13 protein-coding genes are annotated in these 23319 nt (G+C 63.0%); 7 read left to right on the top strand and 6 right to left on the bottom strand.

All coding sequences use genetic code 11. The annotated features are described in order from the left end of the window. The first annotated feature begins 80 nt into the window (after positions 1-80). Genes ABD704_RS06505 through ABD704_RS06480 form a run of 6 tightly spaced genes read left to right on the top strand, consistent with a single transcriptional unit; the run spans position 81 to position 13190 of the window. Positions 81-1724 carry a nuclease-related domain-containing DEAD/DEAH box helicase gene (locus ABD704_RS06505; RefSeq protein WP_344698863.1) on the top strand — a complete coding sequence of 548 codons (1644 nt, stop codon included), beginning with the start codon at positions 81-83 and terminating at the stop codon, positions 1722-1724. Continuing rightward, entirely contained in the window at positions 1724-5005 is a 3282-nt protein-coding gene (locus ABD704_RS06500) for a hypothetical protein (RefSeq protein ID WP_344698862.1), read from the top strand. Before ABD704_RS06505 ends, ABD704_RS06500 begins: the two co-directional genes overlap by 1 nt. After that, positions 4998-6839 (top strand): DrmB family protein, encoded by a 1842-nt coding sequence (gene drmB, locus ABD704_RS06495; protein WP_344698861.1) that lies wholly within the window; start codon positions 4998-5000, stop codon positions 6837-6839. Before ABD704_RS06500 ends, drmB begins: the two co-directional genes overlap by 8 nt. 1 nt (position 6840) lies before the next feature. Then, positions 6841-8130: a 3'-5' exonuclease gene (locus ABD704_RS06490; RefSeq protein ID WP_344698860.1), complete on the top strand. Its 1290-nt coding sequence runs from the start codon at positions 6841-6843 to the stop codon at positions 8128-8130. Next, positions 8130-9761: a hypothetical protein gene (locus tag ABD704_RS06485; RefSeq protein ID WP_344698859.1), complete on the top strand. Its 1632-nt coding sequence runs from the start codon at positions 8130-8132 to the stop codon at positions 9759-9761. Before ABD704_RS06490 ends, ABD704_RS06485 begins: the two co-directional genes overlap by 1 nt. Next, positions 9762-13190, top strand: a complete 3429-nt coding sequence (locus ABD704_RS06480; protein WP_344698858.1) for an STY4851/ECs_5259 family protein — start codon at positions 9762-9764, stop codon at positions 13188-13190. Between the two features lie 180 nt (positions 13191-13370). Here ABD704_RS06480 and wecB read toward each other — a convergent pair whose 3' ends face one another. Further along, positions 13371-14459, bottom strand: coding sequence for a non-hydrolyzing UDP-N-acetylglucosamine 2-epimerase (gene wecB, locus ABD704_RS06475; protein ID WP_344698857.1), 1089 nt, complete (start codon positions 14457-14459; stop codon positions 13371-13373). Between the two features lie 73 nt (positions 14460-14532). Next, positions 14533-14814, bottom strand: coding sequence for an ETC complex I subunit (locus ABD704_RS06470; protein WP_344698856.1), 282 nt, complete (start codon positions 14812-14814; stop codon positions 14533-14535). 111 nt (positions 14815-14925) lie between these two features. Here ABD704_RS06470 and ABD704_RS06465 point away from each other — a divergent pair, with 111 nt between their 5' ends. Then, entirely contained in the window at positions 14926-15486 is a 561-nt protein-coding gene (locus tag ABD704_RS06465) for a hypothetical protein (RefSeq protein ID WP_344698855.1), read from the top strand. On the opposite strand, the gene hrpB is transcribed toward ABD704_RS06465, so the two are convergent. From hrpB to ABD704_RS06445, 4 genes are all read right to left on the bottom strand, one after another. Beyond that, positions 15483-17924 carry an ATP-dependent helicase HrpB gene (gene hrpB / locus ABD704_RS06460; protein WP_344698854.1) on the bottom strand — a complete coding sequence of 814 codons (2442 nt, stop codon included), beginning with the start codon at positions 17922-17924 and terminating at the stop codon, positions 15483-15485. The genes ABD704_RS06465 and hrpB overlap by 4 nt on opposite strands. 112 nt (positions 17925-18036) lie before the next feature. Then, the gene (locus ABD704_RS06455; protein ID WP_344698853.1) at positions 18037-19050 is read right to left on the bottom strand and encodes a polyprenyl synthetase family protein; all 1014 of its coding nucleotides are present in this window, start codon (positions 19048-19050) and stop codon (positions 18037-18039) included. A 40-nt stretch (positions 19051-19090) separates the two neighbouring features. Then, entirely contained in the window at positions 19091-21112 is a 2022-nt protein-coding gene (locus ABD704_RS06450; protein ID WP_344698852.1) for a M13 family metallopeptidase, read from the bottom strand. Positions 21113-21234: 122 nt separating this feature from the next. Beyond that, on the bottom strand, positions 21235-23262 hold the full coding sequence (locus tag ABD704_RS06445) for a M13 family metallopeptidase (protein WP_344698851.1): 2028 nt from the start codon (positions 23260-23262) through the stop codon (positions 21235-21237). Positions 23263-23319 lie beyond the last annotated feature (57 nt).

Raw genomic sequence — 23319 nt, 5'->3', positions numbered from 1 at the left:
GGGGTTAGCGTGCGGCGTACAAGTATGAAGGTAAGGGCGCAGGGGCGTCAGTCCTGTGCCTTGGCCGCGCGGGCCGCCCAATGAGGCTGCTCCCTCCGGAACTGATCAACTGCAAGAGCGACGCGGAGCGGAAGGTCTTCGGCTTTCTGAAGCAAATCTCGTTCAGCAGCGCGGACACAGCCTTACATTCTCTCAACATTGGACGCCACGAGTACAAGCGGTGGTCGGAGGCCGACTTCGTCGTCGTCACGCGCCGGGGAATCCTGCTGCTCGAGGTCAAAGGTGGCCGCGTAGCCTGTAAGAATGGCTACTGGGAATTCACGAACCGCTTCGGCGAAACTAACACCAAGCAGGAAAGCCCGGCGGCACAGGCCAGCTCGGCCTTTTTCTCGCTGGAAAAGAAATACCTGAACCCAAGTTTCGCGCGCGAACTTGGTGGAGTGCCGATGGGATTCGCAGTCGTTTTTCCCGACATCCCACGGCTCATCAGCCCCGGCGCTTCTCCTTTACCGGAACACCCGGACCAAATCACGGCATACGACGTCGATTGCCGCGGTCACAACACCTTCCGTGATTTCCTGGAACGCGCCCTTGACCACTGGGCGTCAACCAAGAAAAACGTGCGTGAGCTGTCTCCGTCAGTGATCACAAAAATTGTCACGGCGCTTCGCCCGAATTTCGAGCGAGTGCCGCCGCTCAACAGCCAATTGCGGCATGCGGAACGGGACTTCTGCCAGTTCACAGAAGAGCAATACGAGAGAATGGACGAGATCAGCGATAATGATCGTATCATCGTTGCTGGAGGTGCAGGCACGGGCAAGACATTCGTTGCCGCTGCTTGTGCTCGTTACGAAGCATCAGCGGGCCGTAGCGTTCTTTTCGTAACGCGTAGCCCGTTCCTGGCTTCATTCCTAAGGTCTCATGACTTCCCTGAAAACGTCACCGTCGCGACGCTAGATGATGTTGCCAAGCTGGAGGCGCAGCGTGGCCCCTGGGACACCCTCGTGGTCGACGAGGGGCAAGACCTCTGCGATGTAAACTCGATAGAGACACTCGAAAATGCCTTGAAAGGCGGGTGGCAAAAAGGTCGCTGGCGCTGGTTTGGAGATCCGAACCATCAAGTCTCGCCGAGTCACCCGGTCGACGAGGATTGCCACGAGTACCTTCTCTCCCTCGGCTTTCGGTGCAAGCTAAAGCAGAACGTGCGGAACGCAGGACAGGTCGTGCAGGCGATCTCGACCTTCTCGGGCGCGGACGCGGGGCATCCGCGGGGAGAGCCGAGCATGGGCAGAGTAGTCATCGAGCGAGCCGACTCTCCCCAAGAACTCGAGACGGCGATCGTGCGAACGTTGCGGGGCTGGTTGAGTGGCGAGGGAGCAGCAGCGCGTTCGGACGTAGTCGTACTGGTTGACGAGCAGTCGAGCCCTGAGGAAGTCGCCCAACTCATTGCTGGCAAGGGCTTCCGCGCTGAGCCACTTACCGAGCGGGCGCTCGCTGGCGACCGAGATTGCGTACTCGTCGCCCGTATCGAGGATTTCAAGGGGCTTGAACGTCCGCTCGTCTGTATCGCGGGCCTAGACGGGAACGCGGCTTCCATCAGCTCCCGGGCGTACAAGGCGATCTCCCGAGCCAACCACGAGTTGGTCCTCATTGCCCCGACCCAGGCTGCCGAAGCACTGGCAGAAAAGGCTGCGGCAATTGCAGCAAGGGGAGTGGTGACCTGATGTCATGCAGGGACGAGATAGTCCGTGATTTGAGGCGGCGGCTCGTCGGGCCGGGGCTTGGCGCGGCAGGGGAGGACGGGACGTTCGAGCAAGAGGTCATCGATGGTCGCCTGAGTCTTGCGTACATGATGGGGATGCTCTTTCCGCGTAACGAGCCCGAAGACGTCGCGCGCGCCGGCGACGAAGCGGAGAGCGTTGACGAAGACCCGGATGACCCGCTGAGCATGGCAACGGCGATGCTGCCGTCGTCCATGGGCCTCTCGGTTTGTGTCAGCGCGGGGAGCCTAGTAGAGGTCACTATTCAGGCGGCGCGGTATGAGCCGCTAGGCGGTGCCGCGAGCGAGACCACCGGCGCTACGACTGAGCACACCGGCAAAAGGCGAAAAGCCAAGCAAGAAGCGCGCTGGCGGCGCGTGCCCCTTGCCGATGCGAAGGTTGAAGTCGATCCGCGCGGGTTGCCACCCACGCCCGTGCTGGAGGGCCGCGCGGCCCTTGAGGTGCTCGCCAGGAGCCTCGCGGATGGGAGCATCCTGCTCACCGCAAGCGTAAGTAACACCTCGAATGCGAGCAATCGCAGTGCAGAGGAAACCCTGTTTCAAGTTGAGATATCGATCACTCCTCGAACGGGCGAGATACTCCAGTATCCCTCTGCTACCTTCCTTCCCCCCACAGACGACGAGCGCGAACTCCGCGTGATTTATGGTGAGCAGCGGCCGTACGCGGCCGGTCACGGTGTCGCGACCACGTGGGAGCTCGAAGGCGGGACCTGCTCCAGCGTGCGAACCGAGGCGATCCCGACCGCTCACGTTTGGCGACCAGTGTTTGACAACTTGTCAGTTGGAACGGGGACGTCACAGGTGAAGTTTCCTGATGACGGCATCTTCTTGATCGCGCCGCTCGCTCGTGGCGACGATCCGCCTGAAGTTCTTTCGAGCAGGCTCGAGAAGCTCGTTGAATTCTACGAGCAGTGGATAGAGACCCAGGGCGCGATAGCCGTCGACGCGTACCTCCAACCGGACGCTGATCGAATGATCGACCGCTGCCGGCAAAGTGCACGAAGGATGCGCGAGGGAATTCGTTTGCTCGCATCCAATCGGGACGTCGCCCGGTGTTTCATGCTCGCCAACAGGGCGATGCTCATGTCGATGGGGCATGCAGCGCGTGCAGCAGGCCGAGGGCGCGCCGACTACAAGCAGGGTCCATTCGAACTCGGCACCGCCGAGACTGCAACAATAGACTATTACGCCAGCACGGCCGCATGGCGCCCTTTCCAGCTCGCGTTCTTCTTGCAGGTCCTGCCGTCCCTCGCCGGCAAAGACTTGCCAGACCGGGACATCGTAGACGTGATTTGGTTTGCGACCGGCGGCGGCAAGACAGAGGCCTACCTGCTCGTTTCCGCGTTTGAACTACTGCGTCGCCGCCTGATGGGAGCCGAGGGCGGCGGGACGGGCGTGATAAACCGTTACACGTATCGCTTCCTGACGGCCGACCAGTTTCAGAGAACAGCAGGTGTAATTTGTGCCTTGGAGCTCGTCCGACGGCAACTTGCCAGCGACGGCGACCAATCACTTGGCACCGAGGAGTTCTCGATCGGATTATTCGTCGGCGGCGAGGTCAGTCCAAATGACCTCGCGGAAGGGAATGAAAAGCTGCTTGAGCTCCTTGATGCAAAGGACCCGAGATCGGCCAATCCCTTCCCGATAGAGAGTTGTCCTTCGTGCGGGACGCTTCTGGTGCCAAGTAGCCAAAGGCGATTGCCTGACGGTTCTCCAGACCGGTCATACTACGGGTTCGCTGCGGCCTCCAACGCGTTCCGAGTGTTCTGCCCAGAGGAGGACTGTCCATTTCACGACAGCCTGCCGGTCTACTTTGTGGATGAACTGCTTTACCAGCATCCACCCTCGTTCCTGCTAGGCACGGTCGACAAGTTCGCGATGGTGCCTTGGAAGCACAAGGGAGGCCGGCTCTTCGGAGTCGGCACCGGGAAACTTGCGCCGTCACTGGTCATCCAAGATGAGCTTCACTTGATCTCGGGCCCGCTGGGAACGCTGGCCGGCATCTACGAAGCCGCTTTCGAGACGTTGATCGAATCGACCGGTTCGCCGCCCCCAAAAGTCATCGCGTCGACCGCGACGATCCGAAACGCAGGGGTCCAGTGTAGGCGCATTTACGGCCGTCCATCGGCGGTGTTCCCAGCGCCCGGCATACGGGCGGAGGACTCCTTTTTCTCCAAGTTGGACGTGGGCAACGTGGATCGATCACGTCTCTACGCCGGCGTCATGGCACAAGGCCTCCGCGCGACAATAGCCGCGTCCTGGACCATCGCGGCATTGCTGCAGGGCGTGCACGAACGAGAGGAGCTCGGAGCTTCTCCGGACGAGCTCGACGCTTACTGGACGCTCGTTGCGTACCACAACAGCAAGCGCGAACTTGGCCGCATCGCTAATGCGACCCGAGACGAGATCCCAACTCGCATGAAGGTATACGCGGCTTGCGAGGCCAAGGAACGTGCGTCCAATTTCCGCGTGTTGGAGCTGAAAGCGCACTCGGAAACGCCGGTGCCCCAGGCGCGACAGATGCTGGCAAGGCGCCACACCGCCGCCGAGCCAGCGATCGATATTGTGCCCTGTACGAACATCATCTCGGTCGGGGTAGATATCGACCGGTTGGGATTGATGCTCGTGAACGGCCAACCGAAGCTGTCAGCGGAGTACATACAGGCCACGAGCCGCGTCGGTCGCGGCCAAGTCCCGGGCCTAGTCGTGGCCTGCTACTCGCCAAGCAAGCCCAGAGACCGATCGCACTACGAGTCCTTCCGCGACTATCACGAGCGGTTCTACAGCTTCGTGGAGCCCACGAGTGTGACACCCGGGGCCCTTCCAGCCATCGACAGGGCACTTCACGCAGCCCTCGTCATTGCCGTTCGCCACGGGACTGCGCTCACGAGCAACAGCGCGGCCAAGAATTTTGATCCAGCGATCGAGTCGATCGCTGCTGTCATCGAGCGGCTCCGTGGCCGACTCCAGGCTAGCTACGTCAACGACGACGAGGAGGAAGAGCGCGAGCGACTCTCCAACAAGCTCACGGAAAAAGTGGAGCAGTGGCGCGACTGGGCCAAGAACCTGGACGGGTTACAATATTGCTTCGCCAGGGGCCAAAAGAAGCCGTGCCTGCTGGTTCGCTTCGGCGATCGGAAAACCGATAACGCTGGTTGGCAGACGCTCCAGTCGATGCGGCACGTGGACAAGGAAATCATCCTGGAGGATTCTGCGAGTGGCTAAGCCAACCGTGCGTAGCGCCCAGCTGATCAGCCCGTTCGGCGTCGGGTCTCTTTGCGAGGTGGACGGACAGTCGCTGTTCGTGCGGGGCACGGGCTCGTGGGAAAGAGGATTTAACCTCGAGGACATCAACGTCACGTCTCTCGCGCAACGCCTGCGGCCTAAGAAGCTAAAGCGCCCGCGCATCTCTATCGCGGTGACGCGTTTTCCAAGATGGCACTTCTGTCCAGAGTGCCGCCAGATGACGTTCTGGTCCTATCAGCGAGACAAGGACGAACGTCGGGACGACGGGTCTCTTCCCCGTCCGACTTGCGGCACGGGCGATTGCAATCATGCGCGGCTCGTCCCGATGCGGTTTGTTGCAGTCTGCGACAATGGCCATCTGGACGAGATAGATTGGTACTGGTGGGCTCACCGCGAGCACCAGCAGGCGGCGCAAGGCCCCTGCGACCGGAAGAGCGCACGATTGAGGTTCGAAGTAAGCGGCAAGAGCGGCGGCGACTTCTCAAGCATGAGGATTAGCTGCTCTTGCAAGGCCTCTGGTTCTCTCGAAGGCATTGCAGACGGTCCGCTGCCTCAGAAGTGCAAGGGGAAGCAGCCTGGCGAGGAGATGGTGGACTGCAAGGCCAAGGACGGTGCTGGCCCCGCCAAGCTGTACATGGAACCCCGGGGCTCAAGTGCGCTCCATTATGCGTCCGTCTTGTCTGCCCTCGATATCGCGGGCGACTCAGATCGCCCCTCGTGGGCGACCCTCAAGTCTGACGAGGTCTACTTAGGCCTAGTTAAGGCAGCCGAGCACCTGGCGCGATTGAAGCAAGAAGAGCTGCTCGAGGGGGCGTTCAAGGCTCCCGTTACATCGCGCGCGCAATCACTCGGAGTGGACCCAGAAGACGCCTGGGAATGCTTCTTGGAAGAAGTAATGTCTGCCGAGGACGAAAGTAGTCCGGCGCCGACCGGTGATTTCTCGCAAGAGACCATTCTTGGAGAGGAGTTCCCCGTCCTTGCTGACCCGGCGGGACAACAGACAAAGTGGCTAATTACGCGCCCGGCAAAGCTTGGCGCTACCCACGGCCTCAACCGCTTGCTCGACCGGGTCGTCCGCGTCGAACGTTTGCGAGAAGTTCGCGCTTTCCGCGGGTTTCAACGACGTAACGTCACTGAGAACCAAGCCGTGGTTTCACCCTCTTTGGGCCGGAGCCAGCCAGATTGGCTGCCAAGTATACAGGTGCTCGGCGAGGGCGTTTTCGTGGAGTTCTCAAGGCAGGCCTTGAAGGACTGGCTTACTGCCAACGAGCCGGAAATCACGGAATTCACAAGGGCTCACTTGGCTTCCGCCGAGCGCCTCGGGCTCCCGTCGAGAATGGGATTCAATGCCACGCCGGCCTTCATCATGGTCCATACATTCAGCCACTTGATGATCAACCAGTTGTCCTTCGACTGCGGGTACTCGTCCACGTCGCTACGCGAGCGCGTCTACTGCGGACCCAACAACAATCCCTACGCGGGGATCCTGATCTACACGGCCGACTCGGACGCGGAGGGGTCAATGGGCGGCTTGAGCGAGATGGGTGCGCCCGAGCGGATCGAGGATGTTGTCTACCGCGCCGTTGCACGCAGCCAGTGGTGTTCTGGCGACCCTGTTTGCCGCGAGCTGGATGCACAGGGCGTCGACGGATTGAACCGCGCCTCGTGTCATGCTTGCTCGCTCGTCGCGGAGACGAGCTGCACTTTCTCCAACGTGCTGCTCGACAGGGTGCTCGTGGCAGGTGACGGCCGTGAAAACGGCCGCGGAGTTCGGGAGCCTGTAGGCTTTTTCCGCGAAGTGGCAGGCGTCTGAAATGCGTTTTCCGGCGCTTAGCGACCTCGATCGAGAGCAACGTCGTATCTACGGCCAGGCTCCGGGCGACGGCGCTATCCTGATCGTCGGCCCCCCCGGCACGGGCAAAACGGTGATGGCCTTTCACAGGGCCCAGAAACTCAAGGCACTCGGCCAAGAGCCGCTCGTCATCATGTATAATCGGGTCCTGCGTCGCTATACCTCGACGCGAGGCGGCGTCGCTGAGAACGTGCCCGTCAGTACGATGAATAAGTGGGTCGAAGGCTGGTGGCGTGCAGCGACCAGGCGATGGACTCCGAAGGGCAACGGTTCCCGCTACGATGTTGACTGGACATCGTTGTGCTCTGAAGGGCTGGCAACCCTCGCCAATTCGGCTGACAAGGAGCGCTTCGGCTGGGGGCATCTGCTGGTAGACGAAGGCCAGGACTTTCCACCGTCCATGTACATGACGCTGGGCCTATTCCAGAAACAGCTCGCGAATGCTGGAATCGCGACACAGCTGACCGTCTTCGCGGATGATAATCAACGGCTGCAGGTCGACCGGAACTGCCGGGTCATCGACATAAGGAAGAACCTTTTCATCGAGGGAGCGGAAGATCGTAACTTTGTCTTGAAGAAAAACTTCAGGAACACGCGGCAAATCGCCCGCTTTAGCTCCTACTATCAAGTCGGCAACGAGAGCGGTGTAGCCGAGCTGCCGGATGCTGAAGGAGAGGTTCCGCAGGTCGTTTTCGCATCAAATGACAGGGATGTCGCTGACTTTGTCTTGAGGAAGACAAAGCTAAATCCGGGCAAGCAAGTGGGCGTTATCGTCCACGGCGGAAAGCACCTCGTGAAGCGAGCTTATAACCAGATCAAGGCACGCCTCGGTGACGCGAAGGGGGCGATCAAGCTCCAGATGTACCTTAGCGGAGATGAAACGCACTCGGATGAGAAGCTGGACTTCGACAAGCCAAACACGATCACGGTTCTCCATGCACAATCCGCGAAGGGCCTAGAGTTCGACGTCGTTTTCTTCGTCGGGATGGAACGGATGAGCCTCGATAGTTCAGGCTTCTACAACGAACGAATGGCCTTGTACGTGATGTGCTCGCGCGCTCGCTCGGAGCTGTACGTTGTCTACACTGAGATTGATCCAACAGGCGGGCTACCGGCTTCTACGGCGCTATTGCCGAAGCCGAGCTACAAGCTCTGCAGGTACGTGGGCCTAGGGATCATACAATCAATCATGCCCTATCTCGAGCGTTCCCTTGAGCATAACTCGTCGCTGAACGAGCTGGAGGACGCGTGATGGCCAAAGAGGGAGAACTTGACCTCGAGCCGGCGACCCCGACGACACAAGTCAATTCAGGGCACGTGTTAGTGCCAATGCACGCCGATAATTGGTCGCTTGCTCTGGCCTCGGGCTACCTAGGCGGTGGCGCTCTAAAGGCAGACCATGCTGCCGATTTCCAATCGCACGCCGGCGCCGATGTTTGGGGATTCGCCGGGGCGGTCCCCGACTGGGCGCTGGTGGAGGGGGAAGATGGCCCCCGTGTTGTGCTGCGGTTTGCAAGCGAAGGCTTCGTTGAACGTCAAGACAGCTCCGCCCAGTCCCGTCCTGGGCCGGTCCGCGTGACGAGGGTGGAGGAAGCATGTTTCGAGAGCCGTGAAGCGCTCGACAACTTCATGGCTTCGTACACCTTGTTCCCCGACGTTCCTACTGACGTCGTGCCAGCCGCTGCTGCGGGCTATCCGAGAGTACCAGTTGGGCGGCCCGAGACGCTGGGACCCCCTGCGTCCCCAATAGTCGCGGAGCGGCGTCGGGAGCTCGATTTTTATGCCGGGTGGGCAGCTGCCTTGCTGGAGTTGCTAGAGGCTGGCGAGTTTCACCAGGAAGTTGTTCGGTCGCTGGAGCAGGGCGCTACCACGCCCAGCGAACTCGCGGAGCACAGCCTGAGAGCGTTCGAACCGGCAGCGTCAGCGCTCGACGTCGCGGTTTGGAAAGCCACCATCGAAGGAATTAGACGCCGATATGGAACAAGGGGCTTCGATCGAGAGGAGTTTCTGGACGAAATCGGAGACGCCGTCGTAAGCCTCGGCGGGGACGCAGCGGCGTGGGTCAACGGTTGTCGTCAGGTATTCAGCGGGGAACGCGACGTGCCGAACCTCGACGATACCGCACACGTTGGCCGGAGGGCGGCCTTGGCTCTCATGCTAGCCCATGAGCCAGCAGCACTGTCCCAACTAGAAGATGCCCTTGGAGCGGGGCCAAGGGTGCGGGCGCTGGTCGTCCAAGCGGCTTACGCCTTCGGGGGCTTCAGCCGGCTCGACGCGATTCACAAGCGGCCCTCCGCGCGGCTTGACGCAGTGCTCTCGGTTGCCGAAGCACTCGCCGGCGGCCGCCCAGTCTCCGTTTCTACGCAGTCCCTTGCGACCAATGCTGACTTGTCGCGCAGAGAAGCAATCGTCGTAGACGGCACGGCGGCGTTCAGCAGGACGGTGGAGGCCGCGGCGCACCTGCTCATGTTGAAGGCGCGTGCGCAAGAAGCCGGGTTCAACGTTCGGGTGGACGAAGAACTCGGGCGGCTGTGTATCTTGGGTCGCCGGCCGAAGGGACCCGTCATCTTCGTTGAGCACAATGACTGCTCGACACCGGATCAGCCCGTAGTGAACCTAGTACTCGACCTGGCCAAGGTGGGAGTGCGCCCGACTACTACCGGGCTTAAGTCGTATCTTGAGCTGGCATGGAAGCACTCTGTCGCAGTTGGACTGCGCTCCAGTGGAGGTGTTGAGACGGTCTGCGCCTTCGCAAGCATCTCCCTTGCGACACTCGATCGCGACGAGTTTCGGTTCTACGTCGAAAGGCTACTGGCGATTTCCGAGGTCGTAGAGGGGAACAAGAAACCTCGGCGCACAGCAAAAAAACCTGCTGGAGCTTGAATGGGCTCTGCGCGTGATGGCGAACCACCCGGGGCTGAAAAGGAGTTGCTTGAGCTGCGCCTCCGGGAAGCGGGAGACGACGTCGGGAAGCTAGCTGCATTGAGCACCGCACTGGCGGAGCGCTCGGAACTCTGGGTACGCGCTTACCGCATACGCGCAATCGCCCGCATGCAAGCCGCGCGTTCGCGCAAAGAGCACGGCGGGTCACCCAAGATGGCGCTAGCCGTCAGCAAGTACGGCATCTCGTCCCCGGACGGCAGGTGGCTTTACCAGTACAAGGTCTCAGATGAGAGTTTTCGGCAGCTGGCGAAAGACGTTCGCGCTCTCGCGGGAAAGCAGCCGCTGCAGGACAGCAGCGTTGCGGCAGGCTTGTTTGTCCTGTGGGCCTCCGAGTGGTTTAGGCGATGCCACGAAGGAGGCGTGTTACGATGGCAAGAGTTGGAACACGCCATCGGGCTGTCGCGACCGCAGCAAGCTTGGCGCGACACCGCTAAGCGGGGCCTCGACGCCTGGGGGCGCCCGGTCATTTCTGGCGCAAGCGCGCGCTATTTCTTGGGTACACTTGCGCGTGAGGGCGGGTTCCCCGCCGCCGCGATAAAGCAGGAACACAGGGGTTGGGCATGCGAGGTGTTACAGTCGCTCGTCGCTGCCCTCGTTCTCGAACGGGCGCCAGATGAGGAAGTGGCGCTAGAGCTTGCAAGGAGCCTTGCGCAGAAGCTGCCTCTGGCGTTTTCGGACGAGGATTTTCTTGTTCTGTGCGCTGACCTCGCGCTAGCGATTACCCGGCTGCGCATGGACGCGCAGGAGCCTGCTTCCGCTGCAGGCATCCCCGTTTCCGCTTGGCTTGATGTGCACCGGCCTGACTGGCGCGACGGGCTGCCCATGAGGACTGACGCACCCGCGGCCGCTGCGCTCCTGGACCAGCTCATGCTCGTCAAGGCGCGACCGATGGCTCGGGGCGAATTGGCGGCTTCACGGATATTGCGCCTCACCGCAAAAGGCTGGGAGGAGGCACTGCGCCTTCATCTCGACGGCGCACTAGGCGCGAGCGCAGCACGTGCGTTGGCCTCCTCTGAGGGACGGTTGCAGCTGTACGCTGCACGCGAATTGGCCCGGTACGTTCCGTGGCAGCTGGCTTCGATAAGCTCACAAGCGGATTCCTGGGAAGCGACGGGTTACCAGGAAGCGGCGGGAACCTATCAAGTGCCCTTCTCGGTGCCGATAGGAGTGGTCGCACGTTCCGAGCGACGGGCCGAAGGCAGCTTCGAGCTGACGGGTGGGGCCGCGATCCGGAGCCCATTCCTCGTTTTCGCTATCACATCGCGTGACCAGGAAGGGCCGTTGGAGTTGTTGGTGCGCGGCAGCGGCAGCGGCTGCTACAGGGAAGAGGAACTCGCGCTACGCACCCCGGATGACTGGCAGGTTGTCGCAACGGCCGGCGACGAGGACGTTCGCTGTCTTGGAGAAGGGGGCGCGGGGTACCGCCTGTGGCTCGTGCGGGGCGGTGCCGCTGTCCTGACGCCGGACGGTGACCGGTACCGGGTGGTGGGACGCCAGGCGTTCGAACGTAAAGACCGAATTGAGCTTATCGGGAACGCGTTGCCAGGTGTCGAGCCATGTGATCCAGAGCTCGTCATCTATCGAGGCCCTCCTCTGGTGAGCCTTTGCCGCGGAGGCCAGCGCGTAGCCAACGCTGGCCAGCTATACGTGAGAAGAGCAGGAAAGTGGCAGCCGGCGCCCGCGCCGCTTCCGGAAGGTAATCACGAGATCGGCTGGCTGGATTGCGGCATCTTGCGAGATCGTCTCCGGTTGGCTGTGGTGCCCAGCACAGCGACCTTGAAGACAGGCCGTACTGGCAAGCAGGCGCGGTTCGAGTTGACTGGCTGGAGCGGCTGTCGGTTGGCGCCTCTAGAGGGCGCGCCGGTACTACATTTGGCTGCTGACACCCTATGGGTCGGGAGAGAAACCGGAGAAGTCGTCCGGAGGTTCACGGCCGAGATAACCTGGCCGGAGCCTAACGAGCGTGCCGCGCTCGTAACCGTGCGGTACCCGGCGGGTGCGGGAATCTCCGATGACACTGGGCGGGTGTTAAGGCCTCGCGAGATGGTCACCCCCAGGGACCTGCCGCGGCTCGCTGCATTTGCGGACGGGGCGATGGTGATGTTCGCGCGGCTTAGGGATGATCGAGGGCTCCGCGTTCCCGAGACTGACCTCAGCTGGTCTTTCGAAGACGAGATGCCCCTCACGATGATAGCGGCTGACGTTGGCAGCGTGCTCGCCTCGGCCCAGATCGGATCCCGCGTAGAGCTAGGACTACACGATGGAATCGAGGACTACTGGTACGTGGCTCAATTCGACAAGGAGTTGCTACTCGACGGCAACGGGCTCGTTTCCTCGCGCGGCGTAGTCGAGGCGGGAACCGTCCTGTGTGGACGTGCAATTGAGCGGCCAACAGAAGAACGAGAAATTGCCAGCTACTCGCTGGTGGACGAGCAAAATCATCGGCCTATTCGCTTGCCGCCGGATCTAACAGGTCGCTGGCTTGTCTACCTGCGAGCAGAAGACCAGGTAATCTCACGTCCACTTGTCTATTGCGGGCAAGCTCAATCGGCAGCCGCGCGAAATTCGTTCGAGCACGCGATGGCGCTTCCACAAATCGTTGGCGAAGAAGCCCTGCGGGAGGCACTCGAAAAGGCCAGCGCAGACGGGCCTGATGCAGCTTCACTCGTTCATTACCTAAACGAGTTAGTGGCATCTTTGCGAGGTTTACCTCCTGTGTCGGTACCGGTCCTGCAGTACGTCGCCGAGTATCCAGGCGCGCTGGCCCGAATGGTGCTATTCGGATCGGAAAAGCAGCGTGAAGCAGTGCTGCGGCTCGAGGGAGCACTGCCATTCGCCTGGTACTTGATCCCGGCAGACACTTGGAAGCGAGCCGAAGGAGCAATGTTCGAGGATGCGCGCTCCAAGCTCGAGAAGGAGGGAGTGCCAGGATCAGATGTGACCCGGTACGCCCTGCAGATGGCCATGGGCGCCAAACTCGACCTTCTTACTCGTCAGCCCATACTCAATGCCGTCCTCGGGGGCGCGGCCGAGCGCCATAGCATCCGAGACGTGGTACAGAGATTTCTCAACCGCAATATCGACCGGATCTCACGCGCGGAGGGTAGTGTTTTCAGGGAAAAAGCCGGTCTCGACCTTCCGACTTATTTCCTCGAGCTTCCGCCGCGCAGTCTCGAAGTGCTTGATGCACCATGCGCCGCCGCTCTTGCCGCCTGCGGGCGGTGGTTGCCCTCCATTCGCCACCTTAGGCGCATCAAGTCTGTAGCGCGCACGTTCCCAGCCTTCTTCGAAGAAGCATTCACGGCGACATTCTTGCATGAAGTGGAAACGGGCAATCCACACCGCGAGCTCTCTAGCCATGGCTGCTAGGGGAAGCTTTGCCATCAGCTCAGGAAACGCCGAAACTAGTTTCCGCCAGAGCCCGCCATTTGGCCGCGGGCACCTCCGCTTAAGCGCCAGCTCGATGCGAGCAGTAGATTATGCAGTAAGTGATGGGTCAAAAACGCTGAAATGAGAGAGCGAACGTGAGTCCCGTAGGGGTCACCAGCTTTAGCCTTGGAATGCTGCACTTACGCGCTTCTCGACAATCCAATCTTCGATGATCGCCGCGATGCGCGGGCCGGCTTTGCCGTCGCCGAACGGGTAGGCGCGGCGGGACATGGCGGCGAACGCGGCGGGATCGTCGAGAAGGCGCTTGGCTTCGGTGACGATCCGTTCGGTCGAGGTGCCGACTAGGATGGCGTTGCCGCTGGCCAGGCATTCCGGCCGCTCCGTTTTCTCGCGAAGGACCAACAGCGGCGTGCCGAGCGCCGGTGCTTCTTCCTGGATGCCGCCGGAGTCGCTGAGGATCAGCTCGCTGTCGCGCATTTTCTGGACGAGCTTGCGATGCGACATCGGTTCGATCAGCGAGACGTGTGCCAATCCGTCCAGCTGTCGCCGCATCGTCTCCGCCACATAGGGGTTTGGGTGGAGGACTATCGTGACATGCGCCGTGCCGTCCAGCGCAAGCTCGCGAAGGGCGGCCGGGATCGCTTCGAGGTCATGCTCCCAGCTCTCTCGGCGGTGGCAGGTGACAAGGATCCGCTTACGGCTGCTGTCGTGCAGCATGTCGGGCCGCAGCGTCGCTTCCAGCGCCAGAAGGCTGTCGATGCCGGTGTTGCCGGTGATGTGGATGTCGCCGGGCACCTTTTCCGCCTCGAGGTTTGCGGCGGCGAGTTCGGTCGGAGCGAAGAGCAACTCGGCATGTGCGTCGATGGCGACGCGATACTCCTCTTCGGGCCAGGGCAAGTGCGGATCGTGGGTCCGCAGGCCAGCCTCGACGTGAGCCACCGGCACGCCGACGCTGAATCCGGCGAGCGCGCCGCCCAGCGCACTCGACGTGTCGCCCTGTACGACAAGCAAGTCGGGCCGAACCCCGAGCAGCGGCAGCAGGGCCGATGTGACCTTGCCGACATGGGCGTGGGGGTCGTCTTCGCCGGGCACGTGGAGACGCACGGCATCGAGCCGGCTGAGACCAAACTCGGCAGGGTCAAGGCGTGGGTGTTGTCCGGTAAGCACGAGCGTCGGCCGGCCGCCGCGGGCGGCTATCGCATGTGCTACCGGTGCCATCTTGATTGCTTCAGGTCTGGTACCGATCACCAGCCTGACATCGGTTGAACGCAGTACTCCCCCTAGCTCGGCTAGGTAGATGTGCCTGTGTTGTTACGCAATCTCAACGGAAATTGTCAGCGTAGGCCTGGAGTTTGAGCCGAACCGGCGTGGCCGGGACAATGTGGTGCTCCAACCCGTGCTTCTCGCAATAAGCGATTGCGGCTTCCTTGGTCGGGAATTTCAGGCGTACCTGCGTGTTGGTGTCGCCCGATCCGTTCCAGCCGGTGAGCGGGTCGGGACGAAGCGCCTCCTGCCGTTCGAACTCCAGCAGCCAGCGTCCGGCGTTGGCCTTTCCCGACTGGGTGGTCTTGCGTTCAAGCTCGGAAATGCGGGCAGTCGTCATGGAACCGCGACTAGGCGCAGCGGCGCTCTCCATCAAGTCCGCCGGTGCTGCGGAACGGCTGTCGTTGTGGTATTGCACGAGTCCTTCCTCGGACACTGAAGGAGGGCCTCAATGACAAAATCGACAGTGCGTATGTTGCTGGCTGCGGCCGCAGCAATTGTAATCGCGCCGAGCGCGGTAACGGCGCAGGGCGGCGATGCCGCGTTGATCGCGAGCGCCCAGTCGGCCGCGCCGGCCTCCGTCTCCGCCAAGGCGACGATCATGACCGCCGATGCCAAGGGCGCGATGCAGGTCGTCCGCAAGGGGACGAACGGCTGGACCTGCATGCCCGACAGCCCAGCAACGCCGGGGCCGGATCCAATGTGCTTCGACGCCAACGCCGGCAAATGGGCCGAGGCGTGGATTGGTCACAAGACGCCGCCCGCCGGCGCGGTCGGGGTGATGTACATGCTCGAAGGCGGAACGGACGCCAGCAACGTCGACCCTTATGCGACCAAGCCAACAGCCGAGAACGCGTGGGTGAAGACGGGTCCGCATGTGATGATTGTCGGGTCGAAAGAGGTGCTGAGCGGTTATCCGTCCGGCGCGATGCCGGACACGGCAGCGCCTTATGTGATGTGGGCGGGGACGCCTTACGCGCATCTGATGGTGCCGGTCGGCAGCAAGCCTTAACCGGCGCGCTTCGTCCGCAGCGTTGGCGCGGCAGAGGCGGGGTCGTCGGGCCACGGATGCTTCGGATAGCGTCCGCGCATGTCCTTCGCGACGTCGCGCCAGCTGCCGGCCCAGAAGCCGGGCAAGTCCTTCGTAGTCTGGATGGGCCGGCCGGCAGGCGAGGTGATGGCGAGGGTCAGCGGCACTTGGCCGTTTGCCACGTGCGGATGCTGCGACAGTCCGAAGAGCGCTTGTGCGCGCACCTCCACGGTCGGGCCAGCGGGCGCTGCATAGTCGATGGCATGACGGCTGCCGGCGGGGCTGACGAATTCGGCAGGAGCCAGCATGTCGAGCACTCGCGCGAGTTCGTAGCCAATCAGCCCTTCGAGAGCACCGACGAGCGCGTTGGAGCCGATGTCGCCGAGCCGCCGCTTGCCAGACAGCAGCGGTGCCAGCCATTCGTCCGCCCGCTCGAGAAGCGTTTCGTCGTCTAGCAACGGGGTCGACGTATCGTGGCGGTGCGCGAACGCCGCTCGGGCGCGCAACTGCAGAGATCGATCGTCCCAGAGAAGGTGGTCGAGGCCGTGCTCACGGACACCTTTGACCAGGGCGCGCTCGATCCCTTCTCGATCAGGCGACGGGTCAGGGCCGCTGGAAAGCCGGATTGCGCCGAGCCTGCGGCTGCGGGTGGGCGTGACGGCGCCCGTCGCTGGGTCGAAGTCGCGGTCGTGCCGTGTCTCGATGCGGTTGGCGAACAGCGCCAGCACGTCCTGTTCGTCGATGGCAGCGGCGGACAGGATGCGCGCGCCGGAAGCGCGACCGGCGACCTCACCGACGGCGAGCCATTGGCTCGATGCGAGCGACGATGCTGGATCGAGCCGAAAGCCGCGGCCGCCGATCGATTGCCAGCTTCCGCTCGACGCATCGCGTCGCCTCGACACGCGGTCGGGGAAAGCAAGCGCGAGAGCTTTGCCGAGATCGTGCACGTCGGCGTCACGCTCATTGATGTCCAGCCGCCGTCGCCACCCCGAGACGAGATTGCGCGCGGATTGAGCACGCGGCGATCTGTCGCCGCGCCAGCGCCTCCATCGCAGCTCGAGATCGGGATCGTTACCACCCAGTCCGCGCTCGGTAAGCAGGACGGCAACTTCTGTGGCGGCAGAGCCAAGGCCGCGGACGCGCGCGTCGAGCAACATATGCGCCAATCGCGGCTCCAGAGGCACGCTTGATATGGCTCGACCATGGTCAGTCACGCGGCCGTTGTGGTCAATGGCGCCCAGCGCAGAAAGGCGAGCGCGTGCTTCGTCGAGCGCGGCAATCGGCGGAGCGTCGAGGAAGGACAGGCGCGCCGGATCGGCCTCTCCCCAGAGCAGGCAGGTCAGCAGCAGGCTCGAAAGGTCGGCTTCGAGGATTTCCGGCGGATCGTGCGCTGGCAACGACGCTGTTGCGGCTTCCTCCCACAAGCGGATGGCGACTCCCGGCGCCTGGCGCGCGGCGCGGCCTGCGCGTTGAGTGACGGCGGCGCGGCTGGCGCGTTCGGTGACCAATCGGGTGAGACCAGCGCCGCGATCGTAGCGGGGACGGCGAGCGAGGCCGCTGTCGACGACGATGCGCACGTCCTCCAGCGTGACGCTGGTTTCGGCGATGCTTGTGGCGAGGACGAGCTTGCGCATACCAGCCGGCGGCTTTGCGAGCGCGCGGCGCTGGGAAGCAGGCTCGATGCCACCATGCAGCTTGTGAAGCTCGACGTCGGCAGGCAGCGTGCCGAGCGCATCCGCAGTCCGCTCAATCTCGGCAACGCCCGGCAGAAAGGCGAGCAGCGATCCTGCATGCACTGCCAGCGCCGAGCGAATCGTAGACGCCATCTGGGGCTCGGTCCGCGCGGTGGCGTCGCGTCCGGCATGGATCACGTCGAGCGGGAAGCTCTTGCCCTCGCTGACGATCGTCGGCGGGTCGTTGAGCAGGCGCTTGAACCGCTCGATGTCGAGCGTCGCGGACATGGCGACGATGCGAAGGTCCTCGCGCAGTCCGGCGGCCGCATCCAGCGCGAGCGCAAGAGCCAAGTCGTTGTCGAGGCTGCGTTCGTGGACTTCATCGAACAGCACGGCGGAAACGCCAGCAAGCTCGGGATCCGACTGGATGCGAGCGAGGAAGACGCCATGCGTCATTACGACGACGCGCGTGTTCTTGCCGGCCTTGCTGTCGAGCCGTGTCGCGTAGCCGATCGTATCGCCGGGCTTTTCGCTCAGCGCCGAGGCCATGAATTCGGCGGCGGCACGTGCAGCGAGGCGGCGCGGAACGAGGAGGAGCACTTGTCCGTCGCACCAGGTTTGATCGAGTAAGGCCGGGGCGACACGCGTCGTCTTGCCTGCACCCGGAGGCGCCACAAGCAGCGCACGCGCACCGGCTTTGAGCGCATCGAGCAGGTCGGGCAGGACGGCATCAATGGGGAGGCTCATGCGCGAATGTTCTCAATGTTCGCAGTGACGCGCATGTTTTTAAACCGTCTGCCGGGCCGATCGGTTCGACGCGATGAGCTGTGGCACAATGAGGTCCTTGTAGGACAGCCCGCTAGTAAGCGCGTGCGACGGCGAATTCGGCGGCTTCGACAAGGGCGGACTTCGCCTTGCTGGCCGGAAACTTGCCGAGAGAATCGATGGCGCGGCGACCATATTGGCGGGCGCGCTCGATCGTGTCCTGAAGTGCGTCTGAAGAGCGCAGTAGGTCGATGGCTTGGGCAAGGTCGGCGTCGGTGGCGCGCTCGCCCGACATCGCAGCTCGCCAGAAGGCGCGGTCGCTGTCGCTGCCGCGCGCGTAGGCGAGGATTACCGGAAGCGTCATCTTGCCGTCGCGGAAGTCGTCGCCGACACCCTTGCCCATGGTCGCGGCGTCGGATGCATAGTCGATGACGTCGTCGGTTAGCTGGAAAGCGATGCCGAGGTTCTTGCCGTAGCTTTCGAGCGCATGCTCGCTGTCCTCGTCGGCTTCCGAGACGACCGGTGCAACGCGGCAGGCCGCGGCGAAGAGAGCTGCCGTCTTCGAGCTGATGATGGTGAGATACTGCTCCTCGTCGGTCTCGACGCGTCGCTGGGCGGTGAGCTGTTCCACCTCGCCTTCGGCGATGACGGCGGAGGCGTGGCTGAGGATGCGCAGCACCTTCAAGCTGCCGTCTTCGACCATCAGCTCGAACGCGCGGCTGAACAGGAAATCACCGACGAGCACGCTCGCGGGATTGCCCCAGATGAGATTGGCGGTGCGCTTGCCGCGGCGCATGCCCGAGCCGTCGACGACATCGTCGTGGAGCAGCGTCGCGGTGTGGATAAACTCGACCGCGGCGGCGAGCTTGTGATGGCGCGTTCCCGGATAGCCGAGCAGGCTTGCGCAGGCGAGCGTCAGCATCGGCCGCATGCGCTTTCCGCCGCCGGCGATCAGGTGGCCGGCCAGCTCGGGAATGAGCGCGACCTTGCTCTGCATCCGGTCGAGGATGACGGCATTCACGCCGTTCATGTCGGCGGCGACGAGCCCGATCATTGCATCGAGCGACGGCGCTCGCGGCGGGCTCAACGTATGAACTGTAGCGGTCACGGCGCCGCCCTAGCCGGGCAGCGCCGCTTTTCCTAGCCGCTTACCAGATGTGAACGCGCTGTTCCGGCGGGAGGTAGAGCTTGTCGCCCGGCTGAATGTTGAAGGCCTTGTACCAGGCGTCGATGTTCCGGACGATGCCGTTGACGCGATACTTGCCGGGGCTGTGCGGGTCGGTGAGCAGCTGCTGCCGTTCCGCATCCTCACGGTCCTTTTCCTGCCATGCCTGGGCGTAGGCGATGAAGAAGCGCTGGTCGCCGGTCATGCCGTCGATCACCGGCGGCTCGCCGTGCTTGGCGGTGTACTTCTTGTACGCCGCATAGGCCGCTTCGACGCCCGACAGGTCGCCGAGGTTTTCGCCCAGCGTCAGCTTCCCGTTGACGCTGGCGCCGGGGAAGGGGGTGAACGCATTATACTGCGCGACCAGTTTGTCCGTGCGCGTGGCGTAGGACTTGGCGGCGTCCGCCGACCACCAGTCGCGGAGCGCCCCCTTCGGGTCGAACTTGCGGCCTTCGTCGTCGAAGCCATGGCCCATTTCGTGACCGATGACCGCGCCGATCGCGCCGTAATTGGCGGCGGCATCGGCGTTCGGATCGAAGAAGGGCGGCTGCAGGATGGCGGCCGGGAAGGTGATCTGGTTCGCCAGCGGGTTGTAGTAGGCGTTGATCGTCTGCGGTGTCATTCCCCACAGGGTGCGGTCGACCGGATGCGGAAAGCGGCTGAGCCGTAGCTTCCACTGGAAGTCGTCACCGCGCAGTGCGTTGCCGAGCGGATCGCCCTTCACGACCTTCATCGACGAATAGTCGATATATTTGACCGGGTGGCCGATGCGCGGTTCGAAGGCAGCAAGCTTTTCGAGCGCCGCCTTCTTCGTCGCGTCGTCCATCCAGCTGTTGCCCGAAATGCGCTCCTGATAGGCGTCACGCAGATTGGCGATCAGCTCCGTCATCTGGCGCTCGGATTCGGCCGGATAATGGCTCTTCACATAGATTTCGCCGACGCCCTCGCCGAGCGCACCGTTGACGGCGGCAACGCCGCGCTTCCAACGTTCGCGCTGCTGCTGAACGCCCGAGAGCTCCTTCGAATAGAAGCCGAAGCGGGCGTCGTCGAAAGCCTTGGGCAGGACCGACGCGTGGTCGGAGACGAAGCGGAATGCGAGCCATTCCTTCCAGGTCGATAGCGGCGTCGAGGCGAGGACCTTGCCCGCGCCGGCAACTGCCGAGGGCTCGGTCACGATGACCTGCTGCGCGTTGGCGAGGCCGGCCTTCGCGAGCGTAGCATTCCAGTCGAATTCCGGCGCGAGCTTTGCAAGCTGGGCGCGCGTCATCGGGTTGTAGATCTTGTCGATGTCGCGGCGGTCGGCGGGCGCCCACTGCGCCTTGGACAGCGCGGTTTCGAGCGCAATGATGCGGCCGGCCGCGGCAGCGCCGCCGGGCAGGCCGGCGAGCTTTTCGATGTTGATGATGTAGTCGCGATAAGCGGCGCGGTGCGCCTTCATCTTGGCGCTGTCGTCGAGATAATATTCGCGGCTCGGCAGGCCCAGGCGCGCCTGGCTGGCGAACGCCGAATAGCGGTCCGGATTCTTGAAGTCGGCGTCGATGTCGAGATCGACCGGGCTCGCAAAGCCGGGCTTGGTGAAGAGCGTCAGAATCTGCGCGCGGGTCTTCGCGGCGTTGATTTCGGCAAGATAGGGCTTCAGCGGCGCGGTGCCGGCCGCGTCGATGGCCGTGGTGTCCATGAAGCTGCCGTAGAAGTCGCCGACCTGCTGGCCGAGGTGGTCGCGGTTCGGGTCGTTGGCGAGCTGCTCGACGATTGCATGCACGTCCTTTTCGGACGCGTCGGAAAGCGTGACGAACGGGCCGGCGGAGGCGCGGTCGGCGGCGATCTGGGTGCGCTTGTCCCAGCTGCCATTCACATAGGCCCAGAAGTCGTCGCCCGGCTTGACCGAGCGATCCATCGCGGAGACGTCATAGCCCCAGTCGCCATACTGCGGCTTGGCGGCCTGAAGCGGCGCGAAAGTGCCTGCGAGGCTCGCGGTCGCGAGCGCCAACATCTTGAATTTCATGGATTTACCCTTGCGAAGAAGATGTGTGCGCCTGTGCCGCACGCGCGCGACGAGCGGCAAGGAATTTCGACGAAAGGGGGGTCAGAGGCGACGGACTTCCGCCGCCCCGCGACTTATGTCGGCTACCAGACGCGGACGCGCTTTTCGGGCGGCAGGTACATCTTGTCACCCGGCTGCACGTTGAACGCCTTGTACCAGGCGTCGATGTTCCGGACGACGCCGTTGACGCGATACTTGGCGGGGCTGTGCTCGTTGGTGAGAAGCTGGGCGCGAAGGGCGCCTTCGCGTTGCTTGGTTTCCCAGCTGTAGCCGTAGGCGATGAAAAAGCGCTGGTCGCCGGTCAGGCCGTCGATCACCGGCGGTTCGCCGTGCTGCGCGACATATTTGCGGTAGGCGGCGTAGGCCACCTCGAGTCCGCCGAGGTCGCCGAGATTTTCGCCGAGCGTAAGCTGGCCCTTGATGTGCACGCCGGGAATCGGTTCGTAGCTGTCGTATTGGCTGACGAGCGTATCGGCGTGTGCGGTGTAGAGCTTGGCCGTCGCCGGGGTCCACCAGTCAGCGAGCCGGCCCTTGGCGTCGAACTTGCGGCCCTGATCGTCGAAGCCGTGGCCGATCTCGTGCCCGATCGTCGCGCCGATGCTGCCGTAGTTCGATGCGGCATCGGCCCTTGGATCGAAGTACGGGGGCTGCAGGATCGCCGCAGGGAAGGTGATCTGGTTCTGTGTCGGGTCGTAGTAGGCGTTGTTGGTCTGCGGCAGCATGCCCCACAGCGCGCGGTCGACCGGCTTGGGATAGCGCGACACGTCGAGCTTCCAATTGAAATCGCTCGAGCGGATTGCGTTCCCGAGGAGGTCGCCGCGCTTCACCTCCAGCGTCGAATAATCGATGTACTTCACCGGATGGCCGATGCGCGGATCGAAACTGGCGAGCTTCTCCAGCGCGCGCGCCTTGGTCGGCGCGTCCATCCAGCTGTTCGTCTCGATCTTCTCCTTGAGCGCGGCGAGGATGTTGCCGATGAGCTCCTTCATCTGCCGGTCGCTTTCCGGTGGGTAATGGCGCTGGACGTAGATCTGGCCGACGCCTTCGCCGAGAGCATTGTCGACCATATCGACGCCGCGCTTCCAGCGGGCGCGCTGCTCCGGCACGTCGCGCAGCGTCTTCGAGTAGAAGTTGAACTTCGCATCGTCGAACGCCTTGGGCAGATATTGCGCGTTCCCGCTGATGAAATGGACGGCGGTCCAGTCCTTCCAAGTCTGTAGCGGCGTCGATGCGAACAACTTGGCTTCCGCCTGCACGGCGCTCTTTTCCCCGACGACGACCTTGTTGACCTTGCCGATCCCGAGCCGGTTGAGCGCGCGATCCCAATCGATCTGCGGCGCGAACGTGCGCAGCTGCGCGCGGGTCATCGGGTTGTAGACCTTCTCGACGTCGCGCTGCTGCTCGGGCGTCCAGTGGATCTTCGCGATTGCGGTTTCGAGCGCGATGATGCGGTCAGCGCGCGCTTCCGGCTGACTGATGCCGGCCAGCGTCTGGAGCTCGATCAGGTAATTGCGGTAGGCCTTGCGGTAGGCATCGTATTTCTCGCCCTTGAGCAGGTAATAGTCGCGGTTCGGCATACCAAGGCCGTCTTGGCCGGCATAGACCGAGTAGCGTGTCGGGTCCTTGAGGTCGGCGAAGATGGCAATGCCGATCGGCGAATCGTAGCCAGGCGAAGCGAACAGTTCGACGAGGTCGCCGCGCGTCTTCGCGGCGTCGATCTTCGCGAGATAGGGCTTGAGCGGCGCGGTGCCGAGCTGCTCGACCCGCGCCTCGTCCATCCAGCTGTTGTAGAGGTCGCCGATCTGCTGTCCGAGCCTGCCGTTGGCGGACGGATCTTTGGCCATGTCCTCGACGATCGCGCGGACGTCCTTTTCGATCTGATCGTTGAGGACGGAATCGATGCCGGCGAACGTGCGGTCGGCGGCGATCTCCGTGCGCTTGAACCAGCTGCCGTTCACATAATCGAAGAAGTCGTCGCCGGGCTTCACGCCCGCGTCCATCGCGGTCGCGTCGTACCCCCAGGTGCCATAGACCGGCTTGGCGGCGCCGGCGCCGGACGGCGCAATGGCGAGGATGCTGGCGGCGGCGAGCGCCAAGACCTTGAACTTCATGCGATAATCCCTCCGGGAAAGCGGCGCTTCCATGCACCGCTTCGATTTTGCGAGTCA

Origin of the sequence: Sphingomonas limnosediminicola, from assembly GCF_039537965.1 — a bacterium.
GTDB classification, from domain to species: domain Bacteria; phylum Pseudomonadota; class Alphaproteobacteria; order Sphingomonadales; family Sphingomonadaceae; genus Sphingomicrobium; species Sphingomicrobium limnosediminicola.
The sequence above is the reverse complement of the archived record's forward strand: the minus strand, read 5'-3'. Positions and strand labels throughout refer to the sequence as shown.

Excerpts from the sequence above, each read along its gene's own strand:
- ABD704_RS06505 (WP_344698863.1), top strand. The coding sequence starts at position 81 with ATGAGGCTGCTCCCTCCGGAACTGATCAACTGCAAGAGCGACGCGGAG.
- ABD704_RS06500 (WP_344698862.1), top strand. The coding sequence starts at position 1,724 with ATGTCATGCAGGGACGAGATAGTCCGTGATTTGAGGCGGCGGCTCGTC.
- ABD704_RS06490 (WP_344698860.1), top strand. The coding sequence starts at position 6,841 with ATGCGTTTTCCGGCGCTTAGCGACCTCGATCGAGAGCAACGTCGTATC.
- ABD704_RS06485 (WP_344698859.1), top strand. The coding sequence starts at position 8,130 with ATGGCCAAAGAGGGAGAACTTGACCTCGAGCCGGCGACCCCGACGACA.
- ABD704_RS06480 (WP_344698858.1), top strand. The coding sequence starts at position 9,762 with ATGGGCTCTGCGCGTGATGGCGAACCACCCGGGGCTGAAAAGGAGTTG.
- ABD704_RS06470 (WP_344698856.1), bottom strand. The coding sequence starts at position 14,814 with ATGACGACTGCCCGCATTTCCGAGCTTGAACGCAAGACCACCCAGTCG.
- ABD704_RS06465 (WP_344698855.1), top strand. The coding sequence starts at position 14,926 with ATGACAAAATCGACAGTGCGTATGTTGCTGGCTGCGGCCGCAGCAATT.
- hrpB (WP_344698854.1), bottom strand. The coding sequence starts at position 17,924 with ATGAGCCTCCCCATTGATGCCGTCCTGCCCGACCTGCTCGATGCGCTC.
- ABD704_RS06450 (WP_344698852.1), bottom strand. The coding sequence starts at position 21,112 with ATGAAATTCAAGATGTTGGCGCTCGCGACCGCGAGCCTCGCAGGCACT.
- ABD704_RS06445 (WP_344698851.1), bottom strand. The coding sequence starts at position 23,262 with ATGAAGTTCAAGGTCTTGGCGCTCGCCGCCGCCAGCATCCTCGCCATT.